The 25,166-nt window shown below is 74.1% G+C and carries 19 protein-coding genes and 1 pseudogene; 14 read left to right on the plus strand and 6 right to left on the minus strand.

Annotation, left to right across the window (positions count from 1 at the left end; translation table 11 throughout):
- Both H1A17_RS26615 and H1A17_RS26620 read left to right on the plus strand, forming a co-directional pair.
- Positions 1–587, plus strand: a pseudogene (locus H1A17_RS26615) (hypothetical protein); the annotation flags it as partial.
- A 306-nt stretch (positions 588–893) separates the two neighbouring features.
- Positions 894–2,201 (plus strand): hypothetical protein, encoded by a 1,308-nt coding sequence (locus H1A17_RS26620; RefSeq protein ID WP_168222490.1) that lies wholly within the window; start codon positions 894–896, stop codon positions 2,199–2,201.
- A 212-nt stretch (positions 2,202–2,413) separates the two neighbouring features.
- Here the strand turns inward: H1A17_RS26620 and H1A17_RS26625 are convergent, their stop codons facing one another.
- Positions 2,414–2,761: an Lsr2 family protein gene (locus tag H1A17_RS26625; protein ID WP_145922814.1), complete on the minus strand. Its 348-nt coding sequence runs from the start codon at positions 2,759–2,761 to the stop codon at positions 2,414–2,416.
- Positions 2,762–3,004: 243 nt separating this feature from the next.
- Between H1A17_RS26625 and lon the strand changes: the two genes are divergently transcribed.
- Positions 3,005–5,341, plus strand: a complete 2,337-nt coding sequence (lon, locus tag H1A17_RS26630) for an endopeptidase La (RefSeq protein ID WP_145919834.1) — start codon at positions 3,005–3,007, stop codon at positions 5,339–5,341.
- A 127-nt stretch (positions 5,342–5,468) separates the two neighbouring features.
- Positions 5,469–5,840, plus strand: a complete 372-nt coding sequence (locus tag H1A17_RS26635; RefSeq protein ID WP_145919835.1) for a DoxX family protein — start codon at positions 5,469–5,471, stop codon at positions 5,838–5,840.
- A gap of 56 nt (positions 5,841–5,896) precedes the next feature.
- Here H1A17_RS26635 and H1A17_RS26640 read toward each other — a convergent pair whose 3' ends face one another.
- Positions 5,897–7,621, minus strand: coding sequence for a DEAD/DEAH box helicase (locus H1A17_RS26640; protein ID WP_145919836.1), 1,725 nt, complete (start codon positions 7,619–7,621; stop codon positions 5,897–5,899).
- 99 nt (positions 7,622–7,720) lie between these two features.
- Between H1A17_RS26640 and H1A17_RS26645 the strand changes: the two genes are divergently transcribed.
- The 3 genes from H1A17_RS26645 to H1A17_RS26655 all read left to right on the plus strand — a co-directional run bounded on the left by H1A17_RS26645 (position 7,721) and on the right by H1A17_RS26655 (position 11,790).
- Entirely contained in the window at positions 7,721–8,248 is a 528-nt protein-coding gene (locus H1A17_RS26645) for a 2'-5' RNA ligase family protein (protein WP_145919837.1), read from the plus strand.
- A gap of 117 nt (positions 8,249–8,365) precedes the next feature.
- Positions 8,366–10,624: a glycoside hydrolase family 9 protein gene (locus H1A17_RS26650; protein ID WP_194823164.1), complete on the plus strand. Its 2,259-nt coding sequence runs from the start codon at positions 8,366–8,368 to the stop codon at positions 10,622–10,624.
- A 209-nt stretch (positions 10,625–10,833) separates the two neighbouring features.
- Positions 10,834–11,790, plus strand: a complete 957-nt coding sequence (locus H1A17_RS26655) for a hypothetical protein (RefSeq protein WP_145919839.1) — start codon at positions 10,834–10,836, stop codon at positions 11,788–11,790.
- 32 nt (positions 11,791–11,822) lie between these two features.
- On the opposite strand, the gene H1A17_RS26660 is transcribed toward H1A17_RS26655, so the two are convergent.
- Entirely contained in the window at positions 11,823–13,049 is a 1,227-nt protein-coding gene (locus H1A17_RS26660) for an SLC13 family permease (RefSeq protein WP_309236875.1), read from the minus strand.
- A 158-nt stretch (positions 13,050–13,207) separates the two neighbouring features.
- Between H1A17_RS26660 and H1A17_RS26665 the strand changes: the two genes are divergently transcribed.
- Positions 13,208–14,224 carry a linear amide C-N hydrolase gene (locus H1A17_RS26665; RefSeq protein WP_194823165.1) on the plus strand — a complete coding sequence of 339 codons (1,017 nt, stop codon included), beginning with the start codon at positions 13,208–13,210 and terminating at the stop codon, positions 14,222–14,224.
- Positions 14,225–14,284: 60 nt separating this feature from the next.
- Here the strand turns inward: H1A17_RS26665 and H1A17_RS26670 are convergent, their stop codons facing one another.
- Positions 14,285–15,739 carry an LVIVD repeat-containing protein gene (locus H1A17_RS26670; RefSeq protein ID WP_145919841.1) on the minus strand — a complete coding sequence of 485 codons (1,455 nt, stop codon included), beginning with the start codon at positions 15,737–15,739 and terminating at the stop codon, positions 14,285–14,287.
- A 139-nt stretch (positions 15,740–15,878) separates the two neighbouring features.
- Between H1A17_RS26670 and H1A17_RS26675 the strand changes: the two genes are divergently transcribed.
- The 5 genes from H1A17_RS26675 (at position 15,879) to H1A17_RS26690 (ending at position 21,240) form a co-directional block, all read left to right on the plus strand.
- A complete protein-coding gene (locus tag H1A17_RS26675; protein WP_194823166.1) occupies positions 15,879–16,559 on the plus strand; it encodes a DUF305 domain-containing protein in 681 nt (226 codons plus the stop codon).
- Between the two features lie 58 nt (positions 16,560–16,617).
- Positions 16,618–17,847, plus strand: a complete 1,230-nt coding sequence (locus tag H1A17_RS26680; RefSeq protein WP_145919843.1) for a sensor histidine kinase — start codon at positions 16,618–16,620, stop codon at positions 17,845–17,847.
- Positions 17,844–18,509, plus strand: coding sequence for a response regulator transcription factor (locus H1A17_RS26685; RefSeq protein WP_145919844.1), 666 nt, complete (start codon positions 17,844–17,846; stop codon positions 18,507–18,509). Before H1A17_RS26680 ends, H1A17_RS26685 begins: the two co-directional genes overlap by 4 nt.
- Positions 18,510–18,763: 254 nt before the next feature.
- The gene (locus H1A17_RS34785) at positions 18,764–19,420 is read left to right on the plus strand and encodes an ABC transporter permease (RefSeq protein WP_375372836.1); all 657 of its coding nucleotides are present in this window, start codon (positions 18,764–18,766) and stop codon (positions 19,418–19,420) included.
- Positions 19,421–19,425: 5 nt separating this feature from the next.
- Positions 19,426–21,240, plus strand: a complete 1,815-nt coding sequence (locus tag H1A17_RS26690; protein WP_309236876.1) for an FtsX-like permease family protein — start codon at positions 19,426–19,428, stop codon at positions 21,238–21,240.
- Between the two features lie 37 nt (positions 21,241–21,277).
- Here H1A17_RS26690 and H1A17_RS26695 read toward each other — a convergent pair whose 3' ends face one another.
- Positions 21,278–22,540 (minus strand): nucleotide sugar dehydrogenase, encoded by a 1,263-nt coding sequence (locus tag H1A17_RS26695; protein WP_145919845.1) that lies wholly within the window; start codon positions 22,538–22,540, stop codon positions 21,278–21,280.
- 114 nt (positions 22,541–22,654) lie between these two features.
- Positions 22,655–24,058: a serine/threonine-protein kinase gene (locus H1A17_RS26700; protein ID WP_194823167.1), complete on the minus strand. Its 1,404-nt coding sequence runs from the start codon at positions 24,056–24,058 to the stop codon at positions 22,655–22,657.
- A gap of 500 nt (positions 24,059–24,558) precedes the next feature.
- On the opposite strand from H1A17_RS26700, the gene H1A17_RS26705 reads away from it, so the two are divergent.
- Positions 24,559–25,149 carry an RNA polymerase sigma factor gene (locus tag H1A17_RS26705; RefSeq protein ID WP_194823168.1) on the plus strand — a complete coding sequence of 197 codons (591 nt, stop codon included), beginning with the start codon at positions 24,559–24,561 and terminating at the stop codon, positions 25,147–25,149.
- The last annotated feature ends 17 nt before the right edge of the window (positions 25,150–25,166 follow it).

Here is a 25,166-nt window from a genome sequence, read left to right on the forward strand (position 1 = left end):
CCGCGGTGTGCGCCGCCGTGGGCCTGCCGGTGCTGCGGATCGGCTCGCCGACGCTGCGGGCCGCCGGGCACGGCCGGCGCATCGTCACGTACGTCATCGACGCGCGCGCCTACGCCGCCGGGGCCGCCCCGGACGGGTCGGACGACGCCCCGGTGGGCTTCCGGGACATCGTCGGGCGGCTGCCGGACGGGCGTACCGGGCCGGTCAACGACCTCGGCGCGCTGTCCCGGGCGGCGGCCGTCGAGGCGTACGTGTCGCGGCGGCTCAGTGACCCGATCGTGCGCGGGTTGCACGTGTGCTGGCACGACGGGACGGCCGAGGGGTGGAGCTGGGTCGAGGTGCGTCCCGGCCGCTGCCTGGTGGAGCGGGTCACGGTGCACGAGGCGCGGCTGAGCTGCGGGGTGGACCCGGGCCGGCTGGCCGAGGATCTCGCGGCGGTGGCGGTGGGCGACCGGCTGGCCGGGGGGGAGAACGAGGAACCGGCCCTGCTCGACCGGGACGAGTTGCGTCGGCAGATCCGCGCCCTGCGGGACCGGCGTGACGAGTTGGGCGCCCCGTTCGCGTTCGATCACCTCTGCGTGGACTGACCCGCCGCCGAACGACCCGGCGTCATTTTCCGGCGACGGTTGGTGACATTGTGGCCCGCCCGGAAAACGGTCCGGGATTCCTCGATCCGCGTTGAACCTTCGCCGATGCCGGCCCGTACCTAAGCGGGAATGGACAGGATCTTCCCAGCCGCGCCACCCGACGCGGCGGACGGTGCGGAAAGGCATCGTCGGCCATCGACGTGCGACCGGAACGTCGCAGTGTCTCCGGCGGGGGTGACCGACCCGGAAAGGGTCTCCTCGTCGGGGGCGCGAGTCAGGTACCGGATCGAGAAGGAGAGCAATTCGATGCGCAGGTCCACAGGGGCACGCCGGTCATCCGGTAACGCGCGGAGCAAGCGGCTGCTGGCGGCGGTCGGTGCGCTCGTCGTCTTCGGCGGTATCGCCGCCGTCACCCAGATCTCCTCGGCCGGGGACAAGCCGAGGCAGCAGACCCGCAACGTCTCGTCGGCCTGCGTCGCACCGAGCCCCGGTGCCACCTCGCCGAGCGGGCGCGGCAGCACCACCCAGACGTGGCAGAACGGCCGGTGGGTCCGCAACCACTGGGGTGACGGGCAGATGTCCGTCGCCGAGTGCCAGGCCGTCAAGGCCGGCAACGCGCCGGTGACCACCCTCGCCTCGACGGTGGCCTGCCCGGAGGTCACGCCCCGGCTGCCGCAGATCCCGGCCCAGGCCAAGGCCGAGGTGGACAGGGAACTCGCCCTGCTCAAGACCCAGATCGACGACGCCAACAAGCGGTTGGCGGCCGAGGGGCGCAACGGTCAGGCGTTCATCAACAACGCCATCCTCGGCCCGCTGGCCGACAAGCGCCGGTCGGCGCTGAACCGGATCGCCACCGCGATCGGTCGCTTCGCCCAGCGCCCGCAGGGCCTGGAGCAGCTCGCCGGCTGCCAGGTGGCCGCCAACAACGGCGGCAACAACGGCGGCCAGAACGGGAACAACGGCGGCCAGAACAACAACGGCGGCAACAACGGCAACAACGGCGGCCAGAACGGGAACAACGGCGGCCAGAACAACAACGGCGGCAACAACGGCAACAACGGCAACGCCCTGGGCGTGCTGGCGAAGGACTGCGCCAACAGCCGGTTGCAGCCGCACGACGGCTTCCAGAACGGCAACCGGTGCGTGAGCACCGCGTTCGGCGAGGTGGGCGCGGCGGCCAACAACCCGTCGCTGCTGATCACCCAGTTCCCCAACCAGGTGCAGCGCAACCAGGCCTTCACCCTGAAGGTCTCCACCCGCAACCTGGTCCGTGACCGGTTCCTGGCGGCCGGCCAGGGCGGCTACTACCTGGAGAGTTCGGTGCTCAACGGGCAGGGCCTGACCCGTGGTCACTTCCACACCGCCTGCCGGATGCTCCAGAACACCAACCAGGCGCCCTCGAACCCGCAGGACGTGCCGGCGTTCTTCGTGGCCACCGAGGACGGCAAGGGCGGCAACCAGGCCGACGACGTGACCATCCAGATCCCGGGTCTGCCGCAGTCGGGTACGGCGCAGTGCGCGGTCTGGGCCGGCGACGGCTCGCACCGGGTGCCGATGATGGAGCGGGCCAACCAGACCCCCGCCTTCGACGTGGTGCGCATCCGGGTCAACTGACCCGATCGGCGACGACTGCGGGCCATCCCGGGAACCTCCGGGGTGGCCCGCAGTTCCGTGTCCGCCGGGTGCGCCCGGGGACGGGCAGCGTACCGGCAGATGTTTTCGGTGCGGGGTCGCCGGGTGGAAACTGTGGACACGGACGAAAACGCCGGGGTCACGCTGATATCCCAGCGTGACCCCGGCGTGTCCGTTCGTGATCCGGCCCGCCGTCAGCGGTTCTTCCACGCCTCCACGACCGAGACCGGGATGCGCCCGCGCTCGGAGATTTCGTGTCCGTTCTTGGTCGCCCATTCCCGGATGGCGCGGTTCTGCTCGCGATCCATTCCCGAGACGCCGGGCCGGGCGGGGCGGCGGGCCGGGCGACCGGCCTCGACGGCACCTCGGCCCATTCGACGGCCAGCGGTGATGTAGGCGTCGAGCGCCTTGCGCAGCACCCCCGCGTTCTCGTCGGAGAGGTCGATGGTGTACGCCGCCCCATCCAGGCTGAACTCGACGGTCCGATCGGCCTTTCCGCCGTCGAGGTCGTCGGTCAGAACGGTGATTACTTTCCTTGCCATCGCCATTACTCCCTGTGGTGATCGGGGTGTGCTAAGAGTTTGACGTATCTGACGGCAAATCCGCAACAATATGCCTCTCTTTCATTTGGCGGGTCGCGCCAATCCTGGGAAATCCGGGTACGGCCAATGCTGGCCGGCGGTGGCGGTGCGGCTGGGATGTGTCCTGGGTCACAGGTCGGAACACGGGGCACGGTTTGTGACTTGAGTGAGACACGCTCAACCTCAAGTGATGGCAGGTGTTCGATGGCAACCCTTCCGGTACTTCCCCTGACCGACGTCGTCCTGCTGCCCGGCATGGTCATCCCGGTGACCCTCGACCCGACCACCCAGGCCGCCGTCGACGCCGCCCGGGCCAGCGGCGACAAGACCCTGCTCGCCGTCCCCCGCATCGACGGCGAGTACGGCCCCGTCGGCACGATCGCCACCATCGAGAAGGTGGGCCGTCTTCCCGACGGTGAACCCGCCGCCGTGGTGCGTGGCCTCGCCCGCGCCCGGATCGGCTCCGGCGTCCCCGGACCCGGCGCGGCCCTCTGGGTGGAGGCCACCCGGCTCGACGAACCCGCCCCCGCCGGCCGCGCCCGCGACCTGGCCCGCGAGTACCGCGCCCTGATGACCTCCGTCCTCCAGCAGCGGGGCGCCTGGCAGGTCATCGACGCGATGGAGCGGATGACCGACCTGTCCGAACTGGCCGACGCCGCCGGCTACGCGCCGTGGCTCAGCCTGGCGCAGAAGACCGAGCTGCTCGCCGCGCCGGACGTCACCGCCCGGCTGGAACTGCTCGTCGGCTGGGTGAAGGAGCACCTGGCCGAGCAGGAGGTCACCGAGCAGATCAACAGCGACGTCCGGGAGGGGCTGGAGAAGTCCCAGCGGGAGTTCCTGCTCCGCCAGCAGCTCGCCGCGATCCGCAAGGAACTCGGCGAGGACGAGCCGGACGGCTCCGCCGACTACCGCTCCCGGGTGGAGTCCGCCGACCTGCCGGACAAGGTCCGCGAGGCGGCGCTGCGCGAGGTCGGCAAGCTGGAACGGGCCAGCGACGCCTCACCCGAGGCGGGCTGGATCAGGACCTGGCTGGACACGGTGTTGGAGATGCCGTGGAGCACCCGTACCGAGGACAACACCGACCTGACGGCGGCGCGGGCGGTGCTCGACGCCGACCACGCCGGCCTGGCCGACGTCAAGGACCGCATCCTGGAGTACCTCGCGGTGCGCAACCGGCGCGCCGAGCGCAACCTCGGGGTGGTCGGCGGACGCGGCTCCGGCGCGGTGCTGGCCCTCGCCGGCCCGCCCGGCGTCGGCAAGACCAGCCTCGGCGAGTCGGTGGCCCGGGCGTTGGGTCGTAACTTCGTCCGGGTCTCCCTCGGCGGCGTCCGCGACGAGGCCGAGATCCGTGGGCACCGGCGCACCTACGTCGGCGCGCTGCCCGGCCGGATCGTCCGCGCGCTGCGCGAGGCCGGCTCGATGAACCCGGTGGTGCTCCTCGACGAGGTCGACAAGCTCGCCGTCGGATACGCCGGAGACCCGGCCGCCGCCCTGCTGGAGGTGCTCGACCCGGCCCAGAACCACACCTTCCGCGACCACTACCTCGAAGTCGACCTCGACCTGTCCGACGTGCTCTTCCTGGCCACCGCCAACGTGGTGGAGACCATCCCCGGCCCGCTGCTGGACCGGATGGAACTGGTCACCCTGGACGGGTACACCGAGGACGAGAAGGTCGCCATCGCCCGCGACCACCTGCTGCCCCGGCAGCTCCAGCGGGCCGGCCTGACCGCCGACGAGGTGACCGTCACCGACGGGGTGCTGGCGCTGATCGCCGGTGAGCACACCAGGGAGGCGGGCGTCCGGCAGCTCGAACGGGCCCTGGCGAAGATCCTGCGCAAGGTCGCCGTGGCCCTGGCCGCCGACCCGACCCCGGTCCGGGTCGACACCGACAATCTGGCCCGCTACCTGGGCCGGCCGAAGTTCACCCCGGAGTCGGCCGAGCGGACGGCGGTGCCCGGCGTGGCCACCGGCCTGGCCGTCACCGGCGCCGGCGGCGACGTGCTGTTCATCGAGGCCACCAGCATGGACGGTGAGCCGGGGCTGACCCTCACCGGGCAGCTCGGCGACGTGATGAAGGAGTCCGCCCACATCGCGCTGTCCTACCTGCGCGCCAACGGGCGGCGGTACGGCCTCGACCCGAACGTCCTGGCCGGACGCCGCATCCACCTGCACGTGCCTGCGGGTGCGGTGCCCAAGGACGGCCCGAGCGCCGGCATCACCATGGTCACCGCGCTGGCCTCCCTGGTGACCGGCCGGCCGGTACGACCCGAGTTCGGGATGACCGGCGAGGTGACGCTGTCCGGGCGGGTGCTGCCCATCGGCGGGGTGAAGCAGAAGCTGCTCGCCGCGCACCGGGCCGGCCTGACCGAAGTGATCATCCCGGCCCGCAACGAGCCGGACCTCGACGACCTGCCCGCCGAGGTGCGCGCGGCGCTGACCGTGCACACCCTGGCCGACGTGGCCGACGTGCTCGCCCTGGCGCTGCGCCCGGCCGAGATCGACGCGGACACGCTCGGCGGTCGACCGGTCGGCGCCGCCTGACCGGAATCCACCCCACGGCCCCCGATGTCCCGCCCGGCGTCGGGGGCCGCTCCGGCCCCGTAGCCTGGACCCTTCCCGTTTCCCGCATCCGCCACCGTCCGGTGGCACCCCTCGGAGGCGACCACCCGTGAACGTGTTCCTCTGGATCGTGCAGATCCTGCTCGCCGCGATCTTCGCCGGCGCGGGACTGACCAAGCTCACCCAACCCAAGGAGAAGCTGCTCGACCGGATGGGGTGGGTGAGGAACGTCCCGCCCGTCCAGGTCAAGGCGCTCGGCGCGGCCGAGCTGCTGGCCGCGCTGGGGCTGGTCCTGCCCGGCCTCACCGGCATCGCCACGGTGCTCACCCCGCTGGCCGCCGTCGGGCTGGTCATCGTGATGGCCGGCGCGATCGTGGTGCACGCCCGCGCCAAGGAACACCCCGGCACCGTGGTGACCGTGGTGCTGCTGGTCCTGGCGGCGCTCGTCGCCTGGGGCCGGTTCGGGCCGTACCCGCTCTGAACCGCCGCGACCGGCCCGCACCCCGCACGGGGAGGCGGGCCGGTGTCGCGTCCGGTTCAGCGCCCGTCGCCGCCGCGGTCGCGCCGTACGGTCGCCTTGCGGCCCTTGATGGTGCTGTTGCGCAGCCCGGCGATCACCTCGTCGGCGACGCCCTGCGGCACCTCCACCAGCGAGAACCGGTCGGCGATCTCGATCGAGCCGATGTCCCGGCCGCTCACCCGGGTCTCCCCGGTGATCGCGCCGACCAGGTCCTGCGGGCGGACCCCGGCCCGGCGGCCCAGGCCGATGAAGACCTGCGCGGTGCCGCCCGTGCGGGGCCGGCCGGCACCGCCGCCACGCCGCTCCCCGCCCCGGCCGTCGAACCCGGGCCGGGGCTCCCGGGGCGGACGGACCGCCACCTGCGGGATCTCCTCCTCGTCGTCGGAGCCCGGCAGGGCCGCCTCGTGGGCCAGCTTGACCGCCGCCAGCGCCACCTCCATCAGGTCGAACTCGTCCGACAGCGACTCGACGATCACCCGGAACGGGTCCAGGTCGTCCTCCAGCAGGCTCTCCCGCAGCGCCGCCTGGGTCAGCGCCAGCCGTCGGGTGCGCAGGTCGGCCACCGTCGGGATCTTGTCGATGGTGATCCGCTGGCCGGTGACCCGCTCGATGGTCTTGAGCATCCGGTGCTCCCGGGGCTCGGCCAGGGTGATCGCCACCCCCTCCCGGCCGGCCCGACCCACCCGCCCGATCCGGTGCACGTACGACTCCGGCGCGGACGGCACGTCGTAGTTGACCACGTGGGTGAGCTGCTCGACGTCCAGGCCCCGGGCCGCCACGTCGGTGGCCACCAGCAGGTCGGCGGTGCCGGCACGCAGCCGCCCCATCACCCGGTCCCGCTGCTCCTGGCTCATCCCGCCGTGCAGCGCCTCGGCCCGGTAGCCCCGCCCGTTCATCGTCTCGGTGAGCCGGTCGACCTCCTCCCGGCTGCGGCAGAAGACGATCGCCGCCGTCGGGGACTCCACGTCCAGCACCCGGCCCAGCAGCGCCGGCTTGTGCGCCCGGGTCACGATGTAGGCGCTCTGCCGTACCCGGGGCGCCTCGCCGGCCACCGGCTGCTCCCGCCCGATCTGGATGCGCTCCGGGTCGGTCAGGTGCTGGCGGGCCAGCCCGTCGATCCGGGCCGGCATGGTGGCCGAGAAGAGCACCGTCTGCCGCTGCGCGGGCGCGTGCTCCAGGATCGCCTCGATGTCCTCGGCGAAGCCCATGTCGAGCATCTCGTCGGCCTCGTCCAGCACCACCGTGGCCAGCGAACCCAACCGCAGGGTGCCCCGGGCGATGTGGTCCAGCGCCCGGCCCGGGGTCGCCACCACCACGTCCACGCCCAGGTCCAGGGCGCGCAGTTGGCGGCCGATCGGCTGGCCGCCGTAGATCGGCAGCACCCGGGCACCGAGATCCTTGCCGTACCGGTGGAACGCCTCGGAGACCTGCACGGCCAGTTCCCGGGTGGGCACCAGCACCAGCGACACCGGGTCGCCGCCCTGACGGTCCTCCGGCATCCGCTGCAACAGCGGCAGGGCGAACGCGGCGGTCTTGCCCGTACCGGTGGCCGCCTGCCCGAGCAGGTCCCGTCCCGACAGCAGCAGGGGGATCGCCTCCCGCTGGATCGGGGTCGGCTCCTCGTAGCCGAGCGCGGCGAGGGCGCCCAGCAACTCGGCGCGCAGCCCGAGATCAACGAAGGCGGGCCCGCCGTCGGAGTCGTCGGGAGCGGAGAGGTCGGTCGGTGTGGGTGCGGAACTCATAGCCAAAGTTTTCCATCACCCCGGTGGGGCCGCGCCGCCGACCGGCCCCACCGTGCCGACCGGCACAGTCGCACCCGCCCGCCGGATAGCCTGACGGGCGTGCGTACGGTGGAACTGCTCTGCTGCCCGACGCTGGAGCGGACGGTGCGGGCCGCCTGGGACCGGCTGGCCGCGGCGGGGCTGCCCAGCCTGGCCCGGCACGGCCACCCGACGAACCGGCCGCACCTGACGCTGGCCGCCGTCGAGGCGTTCCCGCCCGACGCGGCCGACCGGCTCGCCGCCCTGTTCGCCACCGCGTTGCCGCTGCCGGTCACCCTGGAGCGGGTGACGGTGCTCGACGGCAGCGCCCCGCTGGTGTGGCTGGTCAGGCCGAGCGCGGCGCTGACCGCCCTGCACGACGCCGTCTGGGCGGCGCTGGACGGCGCGGACGGGCAGCGGCCCTGGCACGCCCCGGGGAACTGGGTACCGCACCTGAGCCTCGCGCTGCGCTTCCGCGACCGCGACCGGCGGCTCGCCCGCGCCCTGGTCGGCGGGGAGCGGCCGGCGGGTCGCCTGGTGGCGGCGCGCAGCTACGACGGCGACACCCGGACCGTCCGGTCGTTGGGCGGCGGCTTTCCGGCGGACTGACGGTGGTCTATGGTGGGCGGAGCGCTCCCGTCGACGGTCTGTCCGACCGCCCGGCGGATCACTGCTGCGCTGGAGCCCGGTCGGATGGTCAATGCCATCACCACCGGAAGAGGCCCCATGCCCCAGCATCCCCGACGGCGTCCGGTCGCGCTCGCGGCTGCCGCCCTGCTCGCCCTCGGCGGGCTCGCGGCCGTGCCGCAGCTCGCCGCCGCCGCCCCCGACCCCGGCTCACCGGTCAAGGTCAACCAGGTCGCCTACGTGCCGGGGCTGCCCAAGCAGGCCACCGTCGTGAACTCCGCGACCTCCCCGCTCGGCTGGACGCTGCGCAACGCCGGCGGCGCCACGGTGGCCTCCGGGCAGACCACGGTACGGGGCACCGACACGCTCTCCGGCGACCCGGTGCACATCGCGGACTTCTCGGCCTACGACACCCCCGGCACCGGCTACGTGCTGTCGGTCGGCGGGAGCAACAGCTACCCGTTCGACATCTCCGCCGATCCGGTACGCCGGCTGCGCGGCGACTCGCTGGTGTTCTTCTACCACCAGCGCAGCGGCACCCCGATCGACGCCCAGTACGTCGGTTCCCGCTACGCCCGCCCGGCCGGGCACGTCAACGTCGCCCCCAACCGGGGGGACAACAACGTGCCGTGCCGCACCTCCTGCGGCTACACCCTGGACGTGCGCGGCGGCTGGTACGACGCCGGTGACCAGGGCAAGTACGTGGTCAACGGCGGCCTGGCCACCTGGCAGCTACAGAACATCTACGAGCGCACGCTGTACGTGAGCGGAGCGGACCGGTCCGCCGTCGCCGACGGCACGCTGGCCATCCCCGAGCGGTCCAACGGGGTGCCGGACGTGCTCGACGAGGCCCGTTGGGAGTTGGAGTTCCTGCTCAAGATGCAGGTGCCGGACGGCCGGACCAACGCCGGCATGGTCCACCACAAGATCCACGACCAGAACTGGACCGCCCTGCCCACCCGTCCCGAGCTGGACAGCGAGCCCCGGCTGCTCTCCCCGGTGAGCACCGCCGCCACCCTCAACATGGCGGCGGTGGCCGCCCAGGCGTCCCGGCTGTGGAAGCCGTTCGACGCCGCCTTCGCCTCCCGGGCCCTGGCCGCCGCCGAGAAGGCGTACGCCGCGGCGAAGGCCAACCCGAACCGGCTCGCCCCCGCCACCGACAACACCGGCGGCGGCGCGTACGAGGACAACACCGTCACCGACGAGTTCTACTGGGCGGCGGCGGAGTTGTACGCCACCACCGGCACGGCCGGCTACCGCAACGACCTGAGCGGCTCCCCGCACGCCCGCGGCGCGAGCTTCACCCGGGGCGCGTACGACTGGAGTTGGACGGCCGGGCTGGGTGACACCACCCTGGCGCTGGTGCCGACCGGCCTGGCCAGCGGCGACGTGAGCGCGATCCGCTCGGCGATCGTCTCCTTCGCCGACCGGATGCTCGCCCAGATCGCCAACCAGGGCTACCCGGCCCCGGGCAGCGGCAACGGCACGTACTACTGGGGTTCCAACGGCGCGGTCGCCAACAACGCCAACGTGCTCGCTGTGGCCTTCGACCTGACCGGCACGGCCCGCTACCGCAACGGGGCCTTCGCCGCCTACGACTACCTGCTCGGCCGTAACCCGCTCAACCAGTCCTACGTGGCCGGCTACGGGGACAAGCCGGTACGCAACCTGCACCACCGGTTCTGGGCCAACCAGAACGACGGCTCGCTGCCCATCGCGCCGCCCGGCTCGCTCTCCGGCGGCCCGAACAGCGAGTTGCAGGACCCGGTCGTGCAGGCCCAACTCGGTGGCTGCAAGCCGCAGAAGTGCTTCGTCGACGACATCGGGGCGTACTCGGTCAACGAGGTGGCGATCAACTGGAACGCGGCGCTGGCCTGGCTGGTGCACTGGGCGGCCGAGCAGGCCGGTACCGGCACCGGCCCGAACCCGACGCCGACGCCGACGGTGACCCCGACCCCGACGCCGACGACCACCCCGACGCCGACCCTGCCGCCGCCGACCACCACGCCTCCGCCGCCGACGACCACGCCCCCGCCGTCCGGCGGGTGCGCGGTGACGTACTCGGCGAACAGCTGGAGCACCGGCTTCACCGGCAGCGTCACGCTGGCCAACACCAGCGCGGCGGCCTGGTCGTCGTGGCGGTTGACCTTCCGGTTCACCGGCAACCAGCAGATCAGCCAGGGCTGGTCGGGCCGGTTCAGCCAGAGCGGCAGCGAGGTCACGGTGACCAACGAGAGCTACAACGGCGCGGTCGCGCCGAACGGCTCGGTCAACCTCGGCTTCAACGCCACCTACAGCGGCACCAACGCGACCCCGACCGGGTTCGCGGTGAACGGGACGGCCTGCACCCTGCGCTGACCCGTCCGCCCCGGGCCGCCCGTCGCGCGTCGACGGGCGGCCCGGTCGCGGTCCCGCACCGGCCCCGGCCGGCGTGGGACCGGGCGACGCCGCCGGCCGCGTGTCGCCCTTCGGGGGTCATGGGAGGAATGCTCGGTCTCCACCGGTTCACCACGGTTACGGTGCCCTCAGGTTCATCCGCACCGTGTCGCACCGGAAGAGGACCGACCATGCGCGTGCCCAGCCGAAGCCCCGGCCCCCAACCCGGCGTCACCCCGCCCGCCCCGGCCCGGCGGACGCCCGTCCCGGCCCGTTCCGTGCGGCCGGCCGCCCCCGACCTCGACGCCTACCGGCAGGCGGTCGCCGAGTTGCTGGTCGAGGTCGGCGCGCTCGCCGGGACCGCCGGCACCGCCGCCCGTCAGGTGCTGCTCGACCAGCGGCTGCGCGAGCCGGCCGTCGCCGACGTGCTCGACGCCACCGAGCAGGGGGTGCTGGGCGCCCGGGAGACCCTGCTGCTGGAACTGGCCCGGCACCAGCCCGACCGGCCCGACCCGGGCCCCGACCTGACCGCGCTGGTCCGGATCTACCTGCTCTCCCGCATCGACCTGATGTGGTGGCGGGACACGACGGTGCTGGCGACCGACGAGCAGGTCGACACGCACCCCGACCTGATCGACCTGGAATGGCTGCGTCGCCGTGGCCTGCTCGGCTTCCGCTACCGGGAACAGCCGGCCGGCGTCCTGGGCCGGGGCGTACGCGCCGTCCGGGGCCGGCTGCTGCCCGAGGCCGCCCCGCCCACCGCCGGGGTGCCGTTCCGCCGGACCCGCCGGGAGGTCGTCGCGCTCCTCAACGACCTGGCCCGGGAGTTCGCCCGGTCCGCCCCGCCCGGCACCCCGCCGCTGTGGGTGACCAGCCTGGCCCACAGCACCGAACACCAGTACCGGCTGCGCCGGCTCGGCCGGCCGGCCATGCTGCCCAGCGGCCACTGCCTCGGCTGGGCGGTGGACGTGGAACTGGCCTGGTACGCCCGGTTCGGCGCGCGGGACGTGCTGGCCGAGATCCTGCTGGCCCGGCAGGCCGCCGGTGAGCTGAACGTCATCGACGAGGGCCCCGCCTGGCACGTCTGCCTGGCCCCGGCGGCCCGTGCCCGGCTGCGTTCGGCGTACGAGGCCGAGATGGGGATCTGAACGACCGGCCGGTTGACGGTCCCGCCGTCGGGTCAGCCGGCGGCCAGCAGGGCGAGCACCGCGGCGAGGGTGCCGAGCACCGCGACCACCGCGCTGGTCGCCACGAACCGGCCCAGCGGTACGGTCACCCCGGCGGCCCGGCACCGCTCGTACCACAGCAGGGTCGCCAGCGATGCCCAGGGCACCGCCAGCGGGCCCACGTTGGTGCCGATCAGCAGCGCCAGCAGCCGGGTCCCGTCGCCGGGTGGCAGCACCGCCTCCCCGGCCAGGTAGGCGGGCAGGTTGTTGACCAGGTTGGCCAGCAGCGCCCCGGTGCCCCCGGCGCGCAGCGCCCCCACCGTGCCACCGGCGTCGCCGAGCAGCACGGACACCAGGTCGTCCAGCCCGTGCCGGCCGAGGGTCTGCACCACCAGGAACAGGCCGGTCACGAAGACCAGCAGCCGCCAGGGCAGCAGCGCCGGGCGCAGGGTCCGCCGGGACCGGACCGCGAAGCCGGCCACCACCAGCCCGGCGGCGACGGCGGCGGCGACACCGATCTCCACCCCGACCAGGATGCCGGCGACGAGCAGCAGGCAGCCGGCGACCGCCGTACCGAACAGCAGCCGGTCGGCCGGCCGGTGCGGCGGGGGAGGGGTGAACCGGTCGACGTCGCGTTTGCCCCGCCGCCAGTACCACAGCCACAACCCCGCCATGGTCACCCCGATCGCCGCGACCTGCGGTAACGCCATCCGGGCCGCGTACGCCGCCGGGGCCAGGGCGATCCGGTCGGCGGCGAGCAGGTTGGTCAGGTTCGACACGGGCAGCAGCAGGCTGGCGGTGTTGGCCAGCCAGACGGTGGTCATCGCCAGCGGCCCCGGGGCGACGTCCAGCTTGCGGGCCAGCGCGATCATCACCGGGGTGAGCAGGACCGCCGTGGTGTCCAGGTTGAGGGCGATGGTGGTGAGCGAGGCGAACCCGACGCAGAGCAGGAACAGGCCGGCGAAGCTGCCCCGGGCGGTGATCGCCAGCCGGGTGGCCAGCACGTCGAACACCCCGGCGACGGCGGTCAGTTCGGCGAGCACCACCACCGCGCCGAGGAAGAGCAGCAGCGGCAGGATGCGGTGCAGGGTCGCCTCGGCGTCGGCCCGGGGGAGCAGGCCGGTGACCACCGCGCCGAGGCCCAGCAGGGCCAGCCCGATCGCCACCCGGTCCAGCGGGTGCAGCCGCGGCCTGCGGGGCCGCTCGGTCGGTACGGGCGGTGTCCCGCCGGCAGGTGTCACGGCGCACGATCCTCGCACAGCCGGCCCGGCTCCGACGCCGCTTGGCCGCAACTGCCCGCCCGGCGATCCCGTGCCGGTCCGGGCCGGGTTCCGCCGCGCCGCCCGCGCGTACGGCCACGGTGGACATCGGCGGACGGCTGCCCTAGCGTTCAGGGGATATGCGCAGGATGCTGCTGGGGGCCGGACTGGCCCTGTTGCTCGTCGCCACCGGCTGTGCCCCGGCCACCCCGACGGGCCCGGCCCGGCCCGGCCCGGCGTCGCCGTCCGCGAGCCCACCGCTGGCCTCCCGGCAGGACCCGGAGCAGGCCCGGCGTACGCTGGACAGCCTGCGCAAGGTCGACGACCTGCCGCTCTACGAGATGACCTACGTCGGCGGCTACGACCCGACGGTGGGCACCGACGCCCGGCCGGACACCGGCCCGTTCGGCTGCTCCCTGTTCGTCGCCTCCGGCGACCCGGCCCGACCGCTGTTCGCCCGCAACTTCGACTGGGACGCCAATCCGGCGATGGTGCTGCGCACCGATCCCCCCGAGGGGTACGCCTCGGTCTCCCTGGTCGACCTGTCCTACCTGGGGGTGGGCCCGGACCCGACCGGTGACCGCCGGCTGCTCGACGCGCCGCTGCTGCCCTTCGACGGGATGAACGAGCGGGGGCTGGCCGTCGGGCTGGCCGCCGACGACACCGCGACGGCGAAGCCGGTGCCGGGCCGGCCCACGGTCGGCTCGGTACGCATCCTGCGGCTGGTGCTGGACCGGGCGGCCACGGTGGACGAGGCGGTGGCGCTGTTCGGCCGGCACAACCTCGACTTCGACGGCGGGCCGCCGCTGCACTACCTGCTCGCCGACGCGGGCGGCCGGTCGGCGGTGGTCGAGTTCGTCGACGGGACGATGCGGGTGCAGCGGGGGCAGGGGCGGTGGCAGGCGCTGACCAACGTGCCGGTGGTCGACGTACCCGAGCAGCAGCGTCGCCGCGACCACCGCTACGGCGTCCTCGCGGCGGCGCTGGACGCGGCCGACGGCCGGGTCGACCCGACGGCGGCGCTGCGGCTGCTGGGCCAGGTCCGGCAGGTCCACACCCGCTGGTCGGTGACGTACGGGCTGCGGGACGGTGAGGTCCGGCTGGTCACCGTGGCCGGTGGCGGGCAGGAGCGCCGCTACCGGCTGCCGATCCGCTGACCCCGGAACGACGGACGGCCCGACCCCCACGTGCGGGGGCCGGGCCGTCGCCGGTCGGGTCTACCAGCTCAGGTAGCCGGCCTGGGTCTGCACGTTCAGCTCGGGCACCCGGACCAGGTCGGCCGTCCAGGTCCGCCAGTCGTTGAGCTTCAGCACGTCCAGGCCCTTCTGGATGTCGCTGGAGTAGATGTACCCGTTGTAGTAGTACGTCGACCAGGCGCCGCCGGTGGTGAGCTGGGTGTCCGACAGCGGCCCGCGCTCCCAGAAGCCGATCTCCTTCGGCCGGGTCGAGTCGGTGAAGTCCCAGACCGACACCCCGCCCTGGTACCAGGCCTGCACCATGACGTCCTTGCCGAGGACGGGGATCAGCGATCCGTTGTGGGCCACACAGTTCTCGGTGTCGGCGTTGGTGCGGGGGATCTTGTAGTAGCTGCGGAAGACCATCGTGCGGGCGTCGCCGCGACCGGTGATGTCGTAGACGGCGTCCGCGCCCCGGTTCGGGCCGACGACCTCGTTGCAGGTGGCCGCGCCGCCGCCGCCGAGCTCGTCGGTGAACACCACCTTGGTCCCGGCGTTGTTGAACGTCGCCGAGTGCCAGAACGCGAAGTTGACCGTGTCCCGGACCCGGTTGATCACCCGGGGCGCCTCCCGGTTGCGGATGTCCAGCAGCACGCCGTCACCCATGCAGGCGCCGGCGGCCAGGTCCTTGGCCGGGTAGGCGGTGATGTCGTGGCAGCCGGTGGTGGCCGAGGTCTGCCCGGGGATGCCCTCGTATCCGCCGTCGGGGAAGAGGTTCGGGGTGGCCACCACGGCCGCCTCGGTGGGCTTGTGCACCGGGACCTTCACGATCGAGATGGAGTCGTGCGGCGGCTGGCAGTCGGGGAAGTCCGCCCGGGGGCTGTACGACGACACGTACAGGTAGACCGTCCTGCGGTCCTTGCCCGGGACGAGGGTGTGGGTGTGCGAGCCGCAGGCGGTCTCCACCGACTTGATGTAGCGCGGGTTGGCCTTGTCGCTGATGTCGAAGACCTTGATGCCCTCCCAGGACTCCTTCACCGTCGCCGGCTGGGTCGCACTGGCGCACGAGTCGTCGGTGCGGGACGAGTCGGTGGAGAGGAAGAGCAGGTCGCCGTAGACGGAGATGTCGTTCTGCGAGCCGGGGCAGAGCACCTGAGACACGATCTTCGGGGCGCTGGGCCGGGCGATGTCGTAGATGACGAAGCCGTTGTAGTTGCCGACGAAGGCGTACCGGCCCTGGAAGGCCATGTCGGTGCCGAGCGCGCTGGTGGTGTCGAACGGCGCCTGCTTGGGCAGGTTGGCGACCTGGCGCAGGTTGGGGCTGCTGGAGATCTCGTCGACGGCGAGGCCGGGGGCCGCCGGCGTCCCGCCCTCCGTCGCGGTGGCCGGTGCGGCGTTGCCCGCCGGGCTGGTGGCGACGCTCGCCACCAGCAGGCCGGCGGCGACCACGCTGACGATCTTCAGCTGCCGTGGTCGGGGCAGGGAGAACCTGATCATCGGCGGAACCCTTCGAAAGGGGACGATGCGTACCAGGAACCTTACCGGCCAGTGATGAGAGTTGATGTGATCTGCGTCACATCAATCAGTCGCGGTGAATGGATACGATCGCGGCGACCTCGATCGGAGGGGGAGTCGCATGACCGGCCGACGTGGACGCATCCTGCTCGCCGTCACAGTCGCCGCCGCCGTCCTGGTGCCGGTCGGGCTGGCCCTGCGCCCCGACGGGCCGCCGACCCCGACGGCGGCCACCCCCACCACGACGTCGACCACGACCGGGCCGACCGACGCCCCCGGAGTGATCGTGCCCGGCCGGCCGGGGGAGCCCGCCGCGACCCGGCCCGCGCAGGAGGTCCGCGCCCCCGGCACGCCCCGCTACAACACCCCCGACGTCTGGTTCGTGCGGATGATGATCCCGCACCACCAACAGGCCCTCCAGATGGCCGAGCTGGCCCCCGGCCGGGCCGCCAGCGCCCAGGTCACGGCGATCGCCGCCCGGATCAGGGGCACCCAGGGACCGGAGATCGGGCTGCTGCGCGGCTGGCTCGACGCCCGGGGCCTGGCCGCCGGGGAACCCGGCCACGACCACGGCCGGATGCCGGGCATGCAGTCCCCCGAGGCGATCCGGCAGCTCACCGACGCCCGGGGCGTCACCTTCGACCGGCTCTTCGTCCAGCTGATGACCGCCCACCACACCGGCGCGGTGACCATGGCCACCCAGCTCCTCTCCGCCGGCGCCGACCAGCAGCTCAACGAGTTCGCCAACGCGGTGGCGACCGAACAGACCGTGGAGATCGCCCGGCTCCGCGCGCTGGTCTGAACCCGGTCGCGGCCGACGGGCCGCGACCACCCCGGACGGGGCACTACGCTCGGTCACCGTGAGCCGTACCCTGTTCGGTCGCCCGCTGCGCGGCGTCGCCTTCGACCTCTGCGTCAGCGCGCTGGTGGTGCTCTTCACCCTGGTCACGGCGGCCCAGCCGGGGGTGTGGACCCAGCCCGGCGGCTGGCCGTCGGCACTGGTCGGCCTGGGCATGGCGGTGGCCCTGCTGTTCCGGCGCGGACACCCCTCACTGGTCGCGGCGGTCGTCGCCGCACTGGCGTTGGTCCAGGTGGCCGCCGGGTGGGGGCCGCTGGCCTACGACATCGCCGTGCTCATCGCCCTCTACAGCGTGGTCAAGTACGCCGACCGGCTGCGCGACGGCGTGCTGGCCGGCGCCGTCGCCGCCGTCGGGGTGCTGCTGGCCGCCTCGCAGACCGTCTCCCAGGCCGCCTGGTGGGCCACCGCGATCTACTTCGGCCTGATCACCGGCGGGGTGTGGCTGGCCGCGCTGAACGTCCGCACCCGCCGCCTCTACGTGCTCAGCCTGGAGGAGCGGGCCGCCACCCTGGAGCGGGAACGCGAGGCCGAGGCCCGCGCCGCAGTCGTCGGCGAACGCGCCCGGATCGCCCGCGAGCTGCACGACGTCGTGGCACACAGCATGGCGGTGATGATCGTGCAGGCCGACGGGGCCCGGCTGATGTTCGACCGGGACCCGGACACCGCCCGGCACGCGGTCAAGGTGGTGGCCGACACCGGCCGGCAGGCCCTGGAGGAGATGCGCCGGCTCGTCGACGTGCTGCGTGAGCCCGACCCACCGGAGACGACGACCGGCCCCGGCGCGGACACCCCCAGCGGCGAGCCGGAACGCCGCCGCGCCACCGTCGCCGAACTGCCCGCGCTGGTGGGCCGGTTCCGCGACGCCGGCCTGCGGGTCGGGTACCGGGCCGGGGACGTGCCGGCCACCCTGCCACCCGGGCTCGACCTGACCGTCTACCGGGTGGTGCAGGAGGCCCTGACCAACACCCTCAAGCACGCCGGGGTCGGCGCGCACGCCACGGTCGTGCTCGGCGTCGACGACGGGCTGGTGGTCCGGGTGACCGACGACGGGCGCGGCCGGCCACCGGCCCGGCCGGCCCCCTCCGGCGGGCACGGCCTGGTCGGGATGCGCGAGCGGGTCGGCGTGTACGACGGCCGCCTCACCGCCGGCCCCCGAACCGGTGGCGGGTGGCAGGTCGAGGTACGGCTGCCGCTACCGTCGACCCCGGAGGCGGAGGTGATCGCGGCATGACGGTGCGAGTGGTGATCGTGGACGACCAGGCGCTGGTCCGGGCCGGATTCCGGATGGTGCTCGACTCCCAACCCGACCTGAGCGTCGTCGGCGAGGCGATCGACGGGGCGGACGCGCTGCGGGTGCTGGCCGGGGTCGAGGCCGACGTGGTGGTGATGGACCTGCGGATGCCGACCATGGACGGGGTCGAGGCGACCCGCCGGATCTGCGCGGCCTCCACCGACGGCCGGCCCCGGGTCCTGGTGCTCACCACGTTCGACACCGAGGCCGACGCGTTCGCCGCGCTGCGCGCCGGGGCCAGCGGGTTCCTGCTCAAGAACGTGCCGCCGGAGGAACTGCTGGCGGCCATCCGGGTGGTCGCCGAGGGGGACTCGGTGGTCGCCCCGTCGATCACCCGTCGGCTGCTCGACCGGTTCGCCGACCGGCTCGGCCCGGCGCCCGCCGAGGACCCGCGACTGGCCCAGCTCACCGACCGGGAACGGGAGATCCTGCTGCTCGTGGCGCAGGGGCTGGCCAACGCCGAGATCGCCGCCCGGGTGCACGTCGCCGAGGCGACCGTGAAGACCCACGTCGGGCGGATCCTGGCCAAGCTCCAGCTCCGCGACCGGGTCCAGGTGGTGGTCCTGGCGTACGAGAGCGGCCTGGTCACCCCGGGCGGCTGAACCCGGGTACGACCTGGGTCGTACGGGTCACCACGGTCGGGGTCGACCTGTGGCGCAGCCGGGTCGCGCGTACGGGTGGACGCGGGCCGCTGGGGCGCTGCCTAGCGTCGGAGGGGACCCGTACCACGCCGACCGGGAGTCCCCATGTCCGTGCCTGCCGCCGTCCGTCCCGCGCCCCGGCCACCCGCCGGGGACCGCCGCCCCGCAGGCCCCCGGGCCGGCTCCGGCCGCCGCCGGTGGGGGCGGTGACCGGGATGTGGCGGTTGACCCTGGGTACGCTGCGCGCCGACGTGCTGCGCCTGCTGCTCTCCTCGGTGGCGATCGTGCTCGGCGTCGCCTTCGTCGCCGGCACGCTGATGCTCACCGACGGCATGCGGGCCGGGGCGTACGAGCGGGCCGGGGCCTTCGACCGGCACACCGACCTCGGTGTCTACGCCGACCGGGGCACCCTGCCGCCGTCCCTGGTCGACCGGGTGGGCACGGTCGACGGGGTCACCGCGGCGGCCGGGGAGCTGACCGCCCTCGCCGGCGTGGTCGGCGTCGACGGCCGGCCGGTGCCCGGCGTCGGGTTGCTCGCCGCGATCCCCACCGAACCCGCGCTGCACTCCTACGACGTGGTCGCCGGCCGGCTGCCCGACCGTCCCGGCGAGGTGGTCCTCGACGCGCCCACGGTCGCCGCGCAGGGATTCACGCTCGGCGGCCCGGTCGGCGTCGGCGGCGCGACCGGCGCGGCCCGCCCGTACACCCTGGTCGGCACGGTCGACGTGGCCGGCAGCACGCGTGACGTCGGCGGCCCGTTCGTCGGGCTGGTCGGCGCGGACGCGCTGGCCGTCAGCGGGAGACCGGGTTACGACCGGATCATGGTGGCCGCCGCCCCGGGACGGCCGGGCCGGCCCTGGCCGACCGGGTGACCGCCGTGGCCGGCGGGGACGCCACGGTGAAGTCGCGGCAGCGCATCCTCGACGAGGCCGTCGAGGACGGGGTACGCGACCTCGACCAGTTCCGCCTGGTCCTGCTCATCTTCGCCGGGGTGGCGGTGGTGGTGGCCGGGTTCGTCATCGCCAACACCTTCGCCATCGTGCTCGCCCAGCGGGCCCGGCGGACCGCGCTGCTGCGGCTGGTGGGGGCCCGTCGGGGGCAGGTCTTCCGGGCCGCCGTGCTGGAGGCGGCGGTGCTCGGGCTGGCCGGCTCGGCCCTCGGGGTCGGGCTCGGGGCCGGGCTGGCCGCCGGGGCGGCGGCCCTGGTTCCCCGGCTCGACCTGCCGCTGTCCGTCGCCGGCCTGACGGTGACCGGCCGGACGGTCGGGCTCAGCCTGCTGCTCGGCATCCTGGTCACCGTCGGGTCCGCGCTGCTGCCCGCCTGGCAGGGCACCCGGGTGTCGCCGGTGGCCGCCCTCACCGACGCCGCCGGGCACCCGGCCCGGGGCGCCGGGCGGGTCCGGCTGACCCTCGGCGCGCTGTTCGGCGTCGCCGGCATCGCCGCGCTGGCCGGGGCCGCCGCCGTCGGGCAGATCGTCCTGGTCGCGGTGGGCGGGGTGCTGTCCTTCTTCGGGATCGTCCTGTTCGGTCCGCTGCTGGTGCCGGCGCTGGTCCGGTTGCTCGGCCGGCCGTTGCGGCCGGTGTTCGGGGCCACCGCCGCGCTCGCCGTGGCCAACGCGGCCCGCAACCCGCGCCGGGTGTCGGCGACCGCCACCGCCCTGGTGATCGGCATCGGGTTGGTCTCGGCGTTCGTGGTCGGCGCGGGCAGCGTCAAGGTGGGCGTCGAACGCGGGGTCGACGCCCGCATCGGCGTCGACTTCGTGGTCACCGGCGTCGGCGTCGAGCTGCCCGCCCCGCTCGCCGGTGAGCTGGCCGCCCGACCCGAGGTGGGGGTGGTGCACGAGCACCGCAACCGGGTCGTCGACGGCGTGGAGCTGCGTTCGGCCCATCCGGCGCTGGTCCGGCGTACCCTCGCCGCGGTCGACGCCGGGGACGTCGCGGACCTGGGGCCGGGGTCGGTGCTGGTGCACCGCGGGCTGGCCGCCGCCCGGGGTTGGCGGGTGGGGTCGACGGTCACCGTCGCCGGGCGTCCGTTCCGGGTGGCCGCGGTGGTCACCGACGACGGCCCGGCGTCGCCCGGGGTGCCCGCCGGGCACGTCGTCGACCTGGTCGACAGCGACTTCGCCGCGCTCTACCCCGACGAACGCGGCCAGCTGGCCGAAGTGGAGCCGGCCGACGGGGTGTCCGCCGAACGGGCCCGCGCCGCCGTCGGGGCGGTGGTCGCCCGGTATCCGACGGTGAACCTGCTGGACCAGGCGGCCTACAAGAAGATGCTCACCGGCACGGTGGACATGCTGCTCGCCTTCGTCACCGCGCTGCTCGGCCTGGCCGTGGTGATCGCCCTGGTCGGCGTCGCGAACACGCTCAGCCTCTCGGTGGTGGAACGGACCCGGGAGAACGCCGTGCTGCGCGCCGTGGGGCTGTCCCGGGGGCGGATGCGCCTGCTGCTGGCCATGGAGGCGGTGCTGACCGCCCTGGTCGGGGCGGTGCTCGGCACCGCGCTGGGGGTCGCGGTCAGCGCCGGCACGGTGGCCTTCGTGGCCCGGCTCGGCGGCGGCTTCACGCTGGTGCTGCCCTGGGACCGGCTCGGGCTGGTCCTCGCCGTGGCGGTGCTCGCCGCGCTGGCCGCGTCGGTGCTGCCGGCCCGGCGCGCCCTGGCCCGCCCGGTGGTCGAGGCGCTCGGCGCGGAGTGACCACCGGCCGTCGCCCCGTCGGACGGCGGGGCGACGGTCAGAGCCGTTCCACCATCTCACCCCGGCACCGGTCCCGGGTGTCGAAGACGTACCGGGCGTGCCGGGTGACCAGGTCGTAGTCGAAGCTGTCGTGGTCGGTCACCAGGACCACCGCGTCGGCCGCCGCGACCTCCCGCGCGGTCAGGTCGACCACCACCACCCCGCCCGGGATGTGCTGCGGTTCCGCGTACGGCTCCACCGCGTGCACGTCCGCGCCGAGCGCCTGCAACCGGCGGGCCACGTCGACCGCCGGCGAGTCGCGCATGTCACCGGTGTTCTTCTTGTACGCCAGCCCGAGCAGCAGCAGCCGGGCCCCGTTGACCGGGCGGCCGATCCGGTTCAACCCGGCCATCACCCGCTGGGCCACGTGCTCGGGCATCTGGTGGTTGATGTCGTCGGCCAGCTCGATGAACCGGAAGGGTCGGCCCAGGGTGCGCTTGACCTGCCAGGACAGGTAGCACGGGTCGATCGGCAGGCAGTGCCCGCCGACCCCCGGGCCGGGCCGGAACGGCATGAACCCGAACGGCTTGGACGAGGCGGCCTCGATGGCCTGCCAGGCGTCGATGCCGAGCTGGTGGGAGGCCATCGCCAGCTCGTTGATCAGGGCGATGTTGACCTGCCGGAAGGTGTTCTCGATCAGCTTGGTCAGCTCGGCCACCCGGGTCGAGTCCACCGGCACGGTCCGCTCGACCAGCCGCCGGTAGAAGCCGTCCACCCGGGCCAGCGACGCCGCGTCCACCCCGGACACCACCTTCGGGGTGTTCTCCAGCCGCCACGTCGGGTTGCCCGGGTCGATCCGCTCCGGGCTGTAACCGAGGTGGAAGTCACCCGGGCTGCGCAGCCCGCTCGCCGCCTCCAGCAGCGGCCGGAGCAGTTCCTCGGTGGTGCCCGGGTAGGTGGTCGACTCCAGCACCACCGTGCAGCCGCGCCGGACGTACGGGCCGACGGCGGTGCCGGCCTGCTCGACGAAGCTCAGGTCGGGGACCCCGTCGCGCAGCGGGGTGGGTACGGTGATCACGCAGATGTCGAAACCCTCGGCGTCCGGGTACTCGGTGCTCGGCCGGTACCGTCCGCTGGCCAGGGCCCGGCCCAGCCGGTCGGCCGGGATGTCCTCGACGAAGGATTCACCGGAGGCGAGCCGCTTGACCCGGTCGGCGTCGACGTCCAACCCGACCACGTCCAGCCCGGCCTCGACGGCGCGCATGGCCAGTGGCAGTCCGACGTATCCCTGGCCGATGACGACCAGCTTCTGTGCGTTCACCCGGGGCTCCCTGCAAGCGTGTCCTTGCAGGGAGCCTAGATGGCGATATGGCGATCTACGTCCGTTTTGGTATTCCTGGGGTCCGCGGTGTTCCCGGTGCCCGGCGACGACCGGTCAGCTGCCCGGGGGCGCCTGGTTGGTGCCGCCCCCGCCGCCCGCCTCGGTCGGGGTCGCCGTCGGCTCACCCTGGGGCGGCCCAGTGGTGGGCGTCTCCGTCGGGGGTGGCCCGGAGGTGGCCGGCTCCGACGGGGTGGGCGGCGCGGACTTCGTCGGTAGCGGCACGGACGAGCCGTTCGGCAGCGGCGTCGGGCTGACCGAGACCGACGGCGACGGCTTCTCGTACTGGTTGGTTGGGCGGGGCGGACGCTGCGACTCCTCGGAGCCGGTCTCCTCGACCACCGCCGGGACCTCCGTCCGGTCGGTGGGCGCCACCGCCGGGCCGGTGCTGCGGATGTTCGGCACGCCGCTGTCGAGCGACTTCGAGGCGCCCAACGCGGCACCGAGCGCGGTCAACGCCACCAGCACCGCGGCCAGCGCGCCGACCAGGGAACCCCGGCGGCCCCGCCGCGACCCCGAGCCGACCACCGTCTGCCCGGTGACCGCCGGGCCGACCCGCACGCCGTCGGCCCCGGACGGGTCGCGCAGTGGTCTCGTCACCAGCGCGGTGGTGGCGGCGGCGGTGTCGTCACCGGCGGCGGCGCGGGCGGCGGTGGCCATCTCGGCACCGGTGGCGAAGCGGTCCGCCGGGTCCTTCTCCAGGGCCCGCGCCACCAGGGCCCGGACCGCCGCCGGGATGTCCGCGGGCAGCTCCGGCGGCTCGTCGTCCAGGTGCCGTACGGCCACCTGGAGCGGGTTGTCCCCGGTGAACGGCGGTTGCCCGGTCAGGCAGCAGTAGGCCACCGCGCCGAGGGCGTAGATGTCGGTCGCGGCCGAGACCGGCCGGCCGGACGCCTGCTCGGGCGCCATGTAGAGGGCGGTGCCCGGCACCGCGTTCGTGCTCGTGATGCTCGTCACATTGGTGGAGCGGGCGACGCCGAAGTCGACGAGCACCACCGTGCCGTCCTCCTGCACCAGCAGGTTGCTCGGCTTGACGTCGCGGTGCACGATGCCGCCGGCGTGCGCGGCGTGCAGGGCCTGGGCGGCCTGCGCCACGACCGACATCGTCTCGGCCACGTCCAGGTGGCCGGCGGACTCGATCCGCCGCGACAGCGGTTCGCCCTCGACGAACTCCATGACCAGGTAGTCGGCCCGGCCGCCGTCGGCGAGCCGGTCCTCACCGCAGTCGAAGACCTGCACGATGCCGGGGTGACGCAGCGCCGCCATGATCCGCGCCTCGGCGCGGAACCGGGCGATGAAGTCGGGGTCCGAGACGAGCGCCGGCAGCAGCACCTTCACCGCGACCTGGCGACCGAGAACCAGGTCGGTGGCCCGCCACACGTCGCCCATGCCGCCGGTGGCGACACGTTCGTCCAGGCGGTAGCGACCGCTGAGCACGACCTCGGATGACAACACCCCCATACCGTACCCAGGGTCCTCCCGTCCGGCAGACGCCGATATCCCTTCCGGTTCTTCGTGGGACGACCTGTCCGGGTCCCGGCGGGGGATGACCTGACGGGCGGTCACCGATGATTGACGCGGGGTCACCGGGGGCGCGTCGTGACCTCGGGATCGGGACGACGGGCGTCGCGGGCGGGCGTCCGGACGGTGATCGGCGTTACTCCGACGCGCCGCCAGCGAGATTGATCTATCTCACCCTTTCCGCCCGGTCGACCGCTTGCCTGCGCCCCGCTCCGGCTCCTAGTGTTGCCCCCTCTGGCCCGTCCCGGTGCCGGTACCGCGCCCAGATCCGACGCCGTACTCTCCCCGGCGGCGTCCAGACGGGTCACCCGACCTCCGGCGTCGGGTGCGAGCGGGGCAGCGGGGGGGCTGAAGGTGCGCGAAGGGGTCCGCTGGTCGGGCCGGGGCGGCGGCATGTCCGCCGGCCGCCGGCCCGGGTCGGTCGACGGGGCGGCCCGGCCGTGACCGATGACCTGACCGGGGCGGTCGCGGCGGCGCAGGCCGGCGACGAGGAGTCGTTCCGGGTCCTCTACCGCAGCCTCCAGCCGGGCCTGCTGCGCTACCTCACCGCGCTCGTCGGCCCGGACGCCGAGGACGTGGCCTCCGAGACCTGGCTGCAGATCGCCCGGGACCTGTCCCGGTTCACCGGCGGCGAGTTCCGCGCCTGGGCGGTGACCATCGCCCGGAACCGGGCCATGGACCACCTGCGCCGGCAGCGTCGCCGCCCGTCCCTGCCGGTGCCCGTCCAGGCCCTCAGCGACCTCGCCAGCGACGCCGACACCGCCGAACGGGCCGGCGAGACGATCGGCACCGAGTCCGCGCTGGCGTTGATCGCCACCCTGCCGCCCCGGGAGGCCGAGGCGGTGCTGCTGCGGGCGGTGATCGGGCTGGACGCCGAGACCGCCGGCCGGGTGCTCGGCCGCCGGCCGGGTGCGGTCCGCACGGCCGCGCACCGGGGGCTGCGCCGGCTGGCCGCGATGCTGGAACGCGGCGACGCTCACCGCCCGATCACGTACCCGGCGGCGACGCCGAGCAGCAGCGCCGCGCCGTAGCCGACGGCGAGCCGCCA

The sequence above is a fragment of the Micromonospora sp. S-DT3-3-22 genome (assembly GCF_015354745.1).
In the GTDB taxonomy this organism is placed as follows: Bacteria; Actinomycetota; Actinomycetes; order Mycobacteriales; family Micromonosporaceae; genus Micromonospora; species Micromonospora wenchangensis.

Excerpts from the sequence above, each read along its gene's own strand:
- H1A17_RS26620 (WP_168222490.1), top strand. The coding sequence starts at position 894 with ATGCGCAGGTCCACAGGGGCACGCCGGTCATCCGGTAACGCGCGGAGC.
- H1A17_RS26625 (WP_145922814.1), bottom strand. The coding sequence starts at position 2,761 with ATGGCAAGGAAAGTAATCACCGTTCTGACCGACGACCTCGACGGCGGA.
- lon (WP_145919834.1), top strand. The coding sequence starts at position 3,005 with ATGGCAACCCTTCCGGTACTTCCCCTGACCGACGTCGTCCTGCTGCCC.
- H1A17_RS26640 (WP_145919836.1), bottom strand. The coding sequence starts at position 7,621 with ATGAGTTCCGCACCCACACCGACCGACCTCTCCGCTCCCGACGACTCC.
- H1A17_RS26650 (WP_194823164.1), top strand. The coding sequence starts at position 8,366 with ATGCCCCAGCATCCCCGACGGCGTCCGGTCGCGCTCGCGGCTGCCGCC.
- H1A17_RS26655 (WP_145919839.1), top strand. The coding sequence starts at position 10,834 with ATGCGCGTGCCCAGCCGAAGCCCCGGCCCCCAACCCGGCGTCACCCCG.
- H1A17_RS26665 (WP_194823165.1), top strand. The coding sequence starts at position 13,208 with ATGCGCAGGATGCTGCTGGGGGCCGGACTGGCCCTGTTGCTCGTCGCC.
- H1A17_RS26670 (WP_145919841.1), bottom strand. The coding sequence starts at position 15,739 with ATGATCAGGTTCTCCCTGCCCCGACCACGGCAGCTGAAGATCGTCAGC.
- H1A17_RS26675 (WP_194823166.1), top strand. The coding sequence starts at position 15,879 with ATGACCGGCCGACGTGGACGCATCCTGCTCGCCGTCACAGTCGCCGCC.
- H1A17_RS26685 (WP_145919844.1), top strand. The coding sequence starts at position 17,844 with ATGACGGTGCGAGTGGTGATCGTGGACGACCAGGCGCTGGTCCGGGCC.
- H1A17_RS34785 (WP_375372836.1), top strand. The coding sequence starts at position 18,764 with ATGTGGCGGTTGACCCTGGGTACGCTGCGCGCCGACGTGCTGCGCCTG.
- H1A17_RS26700 (WP_194823167.1), bottom strand. The coding sequence starts at position 24,058 with ATGGGGGTGTTGTCATCCGAGGTCGTGCTCAGCGGTCGCTACCGCCTG.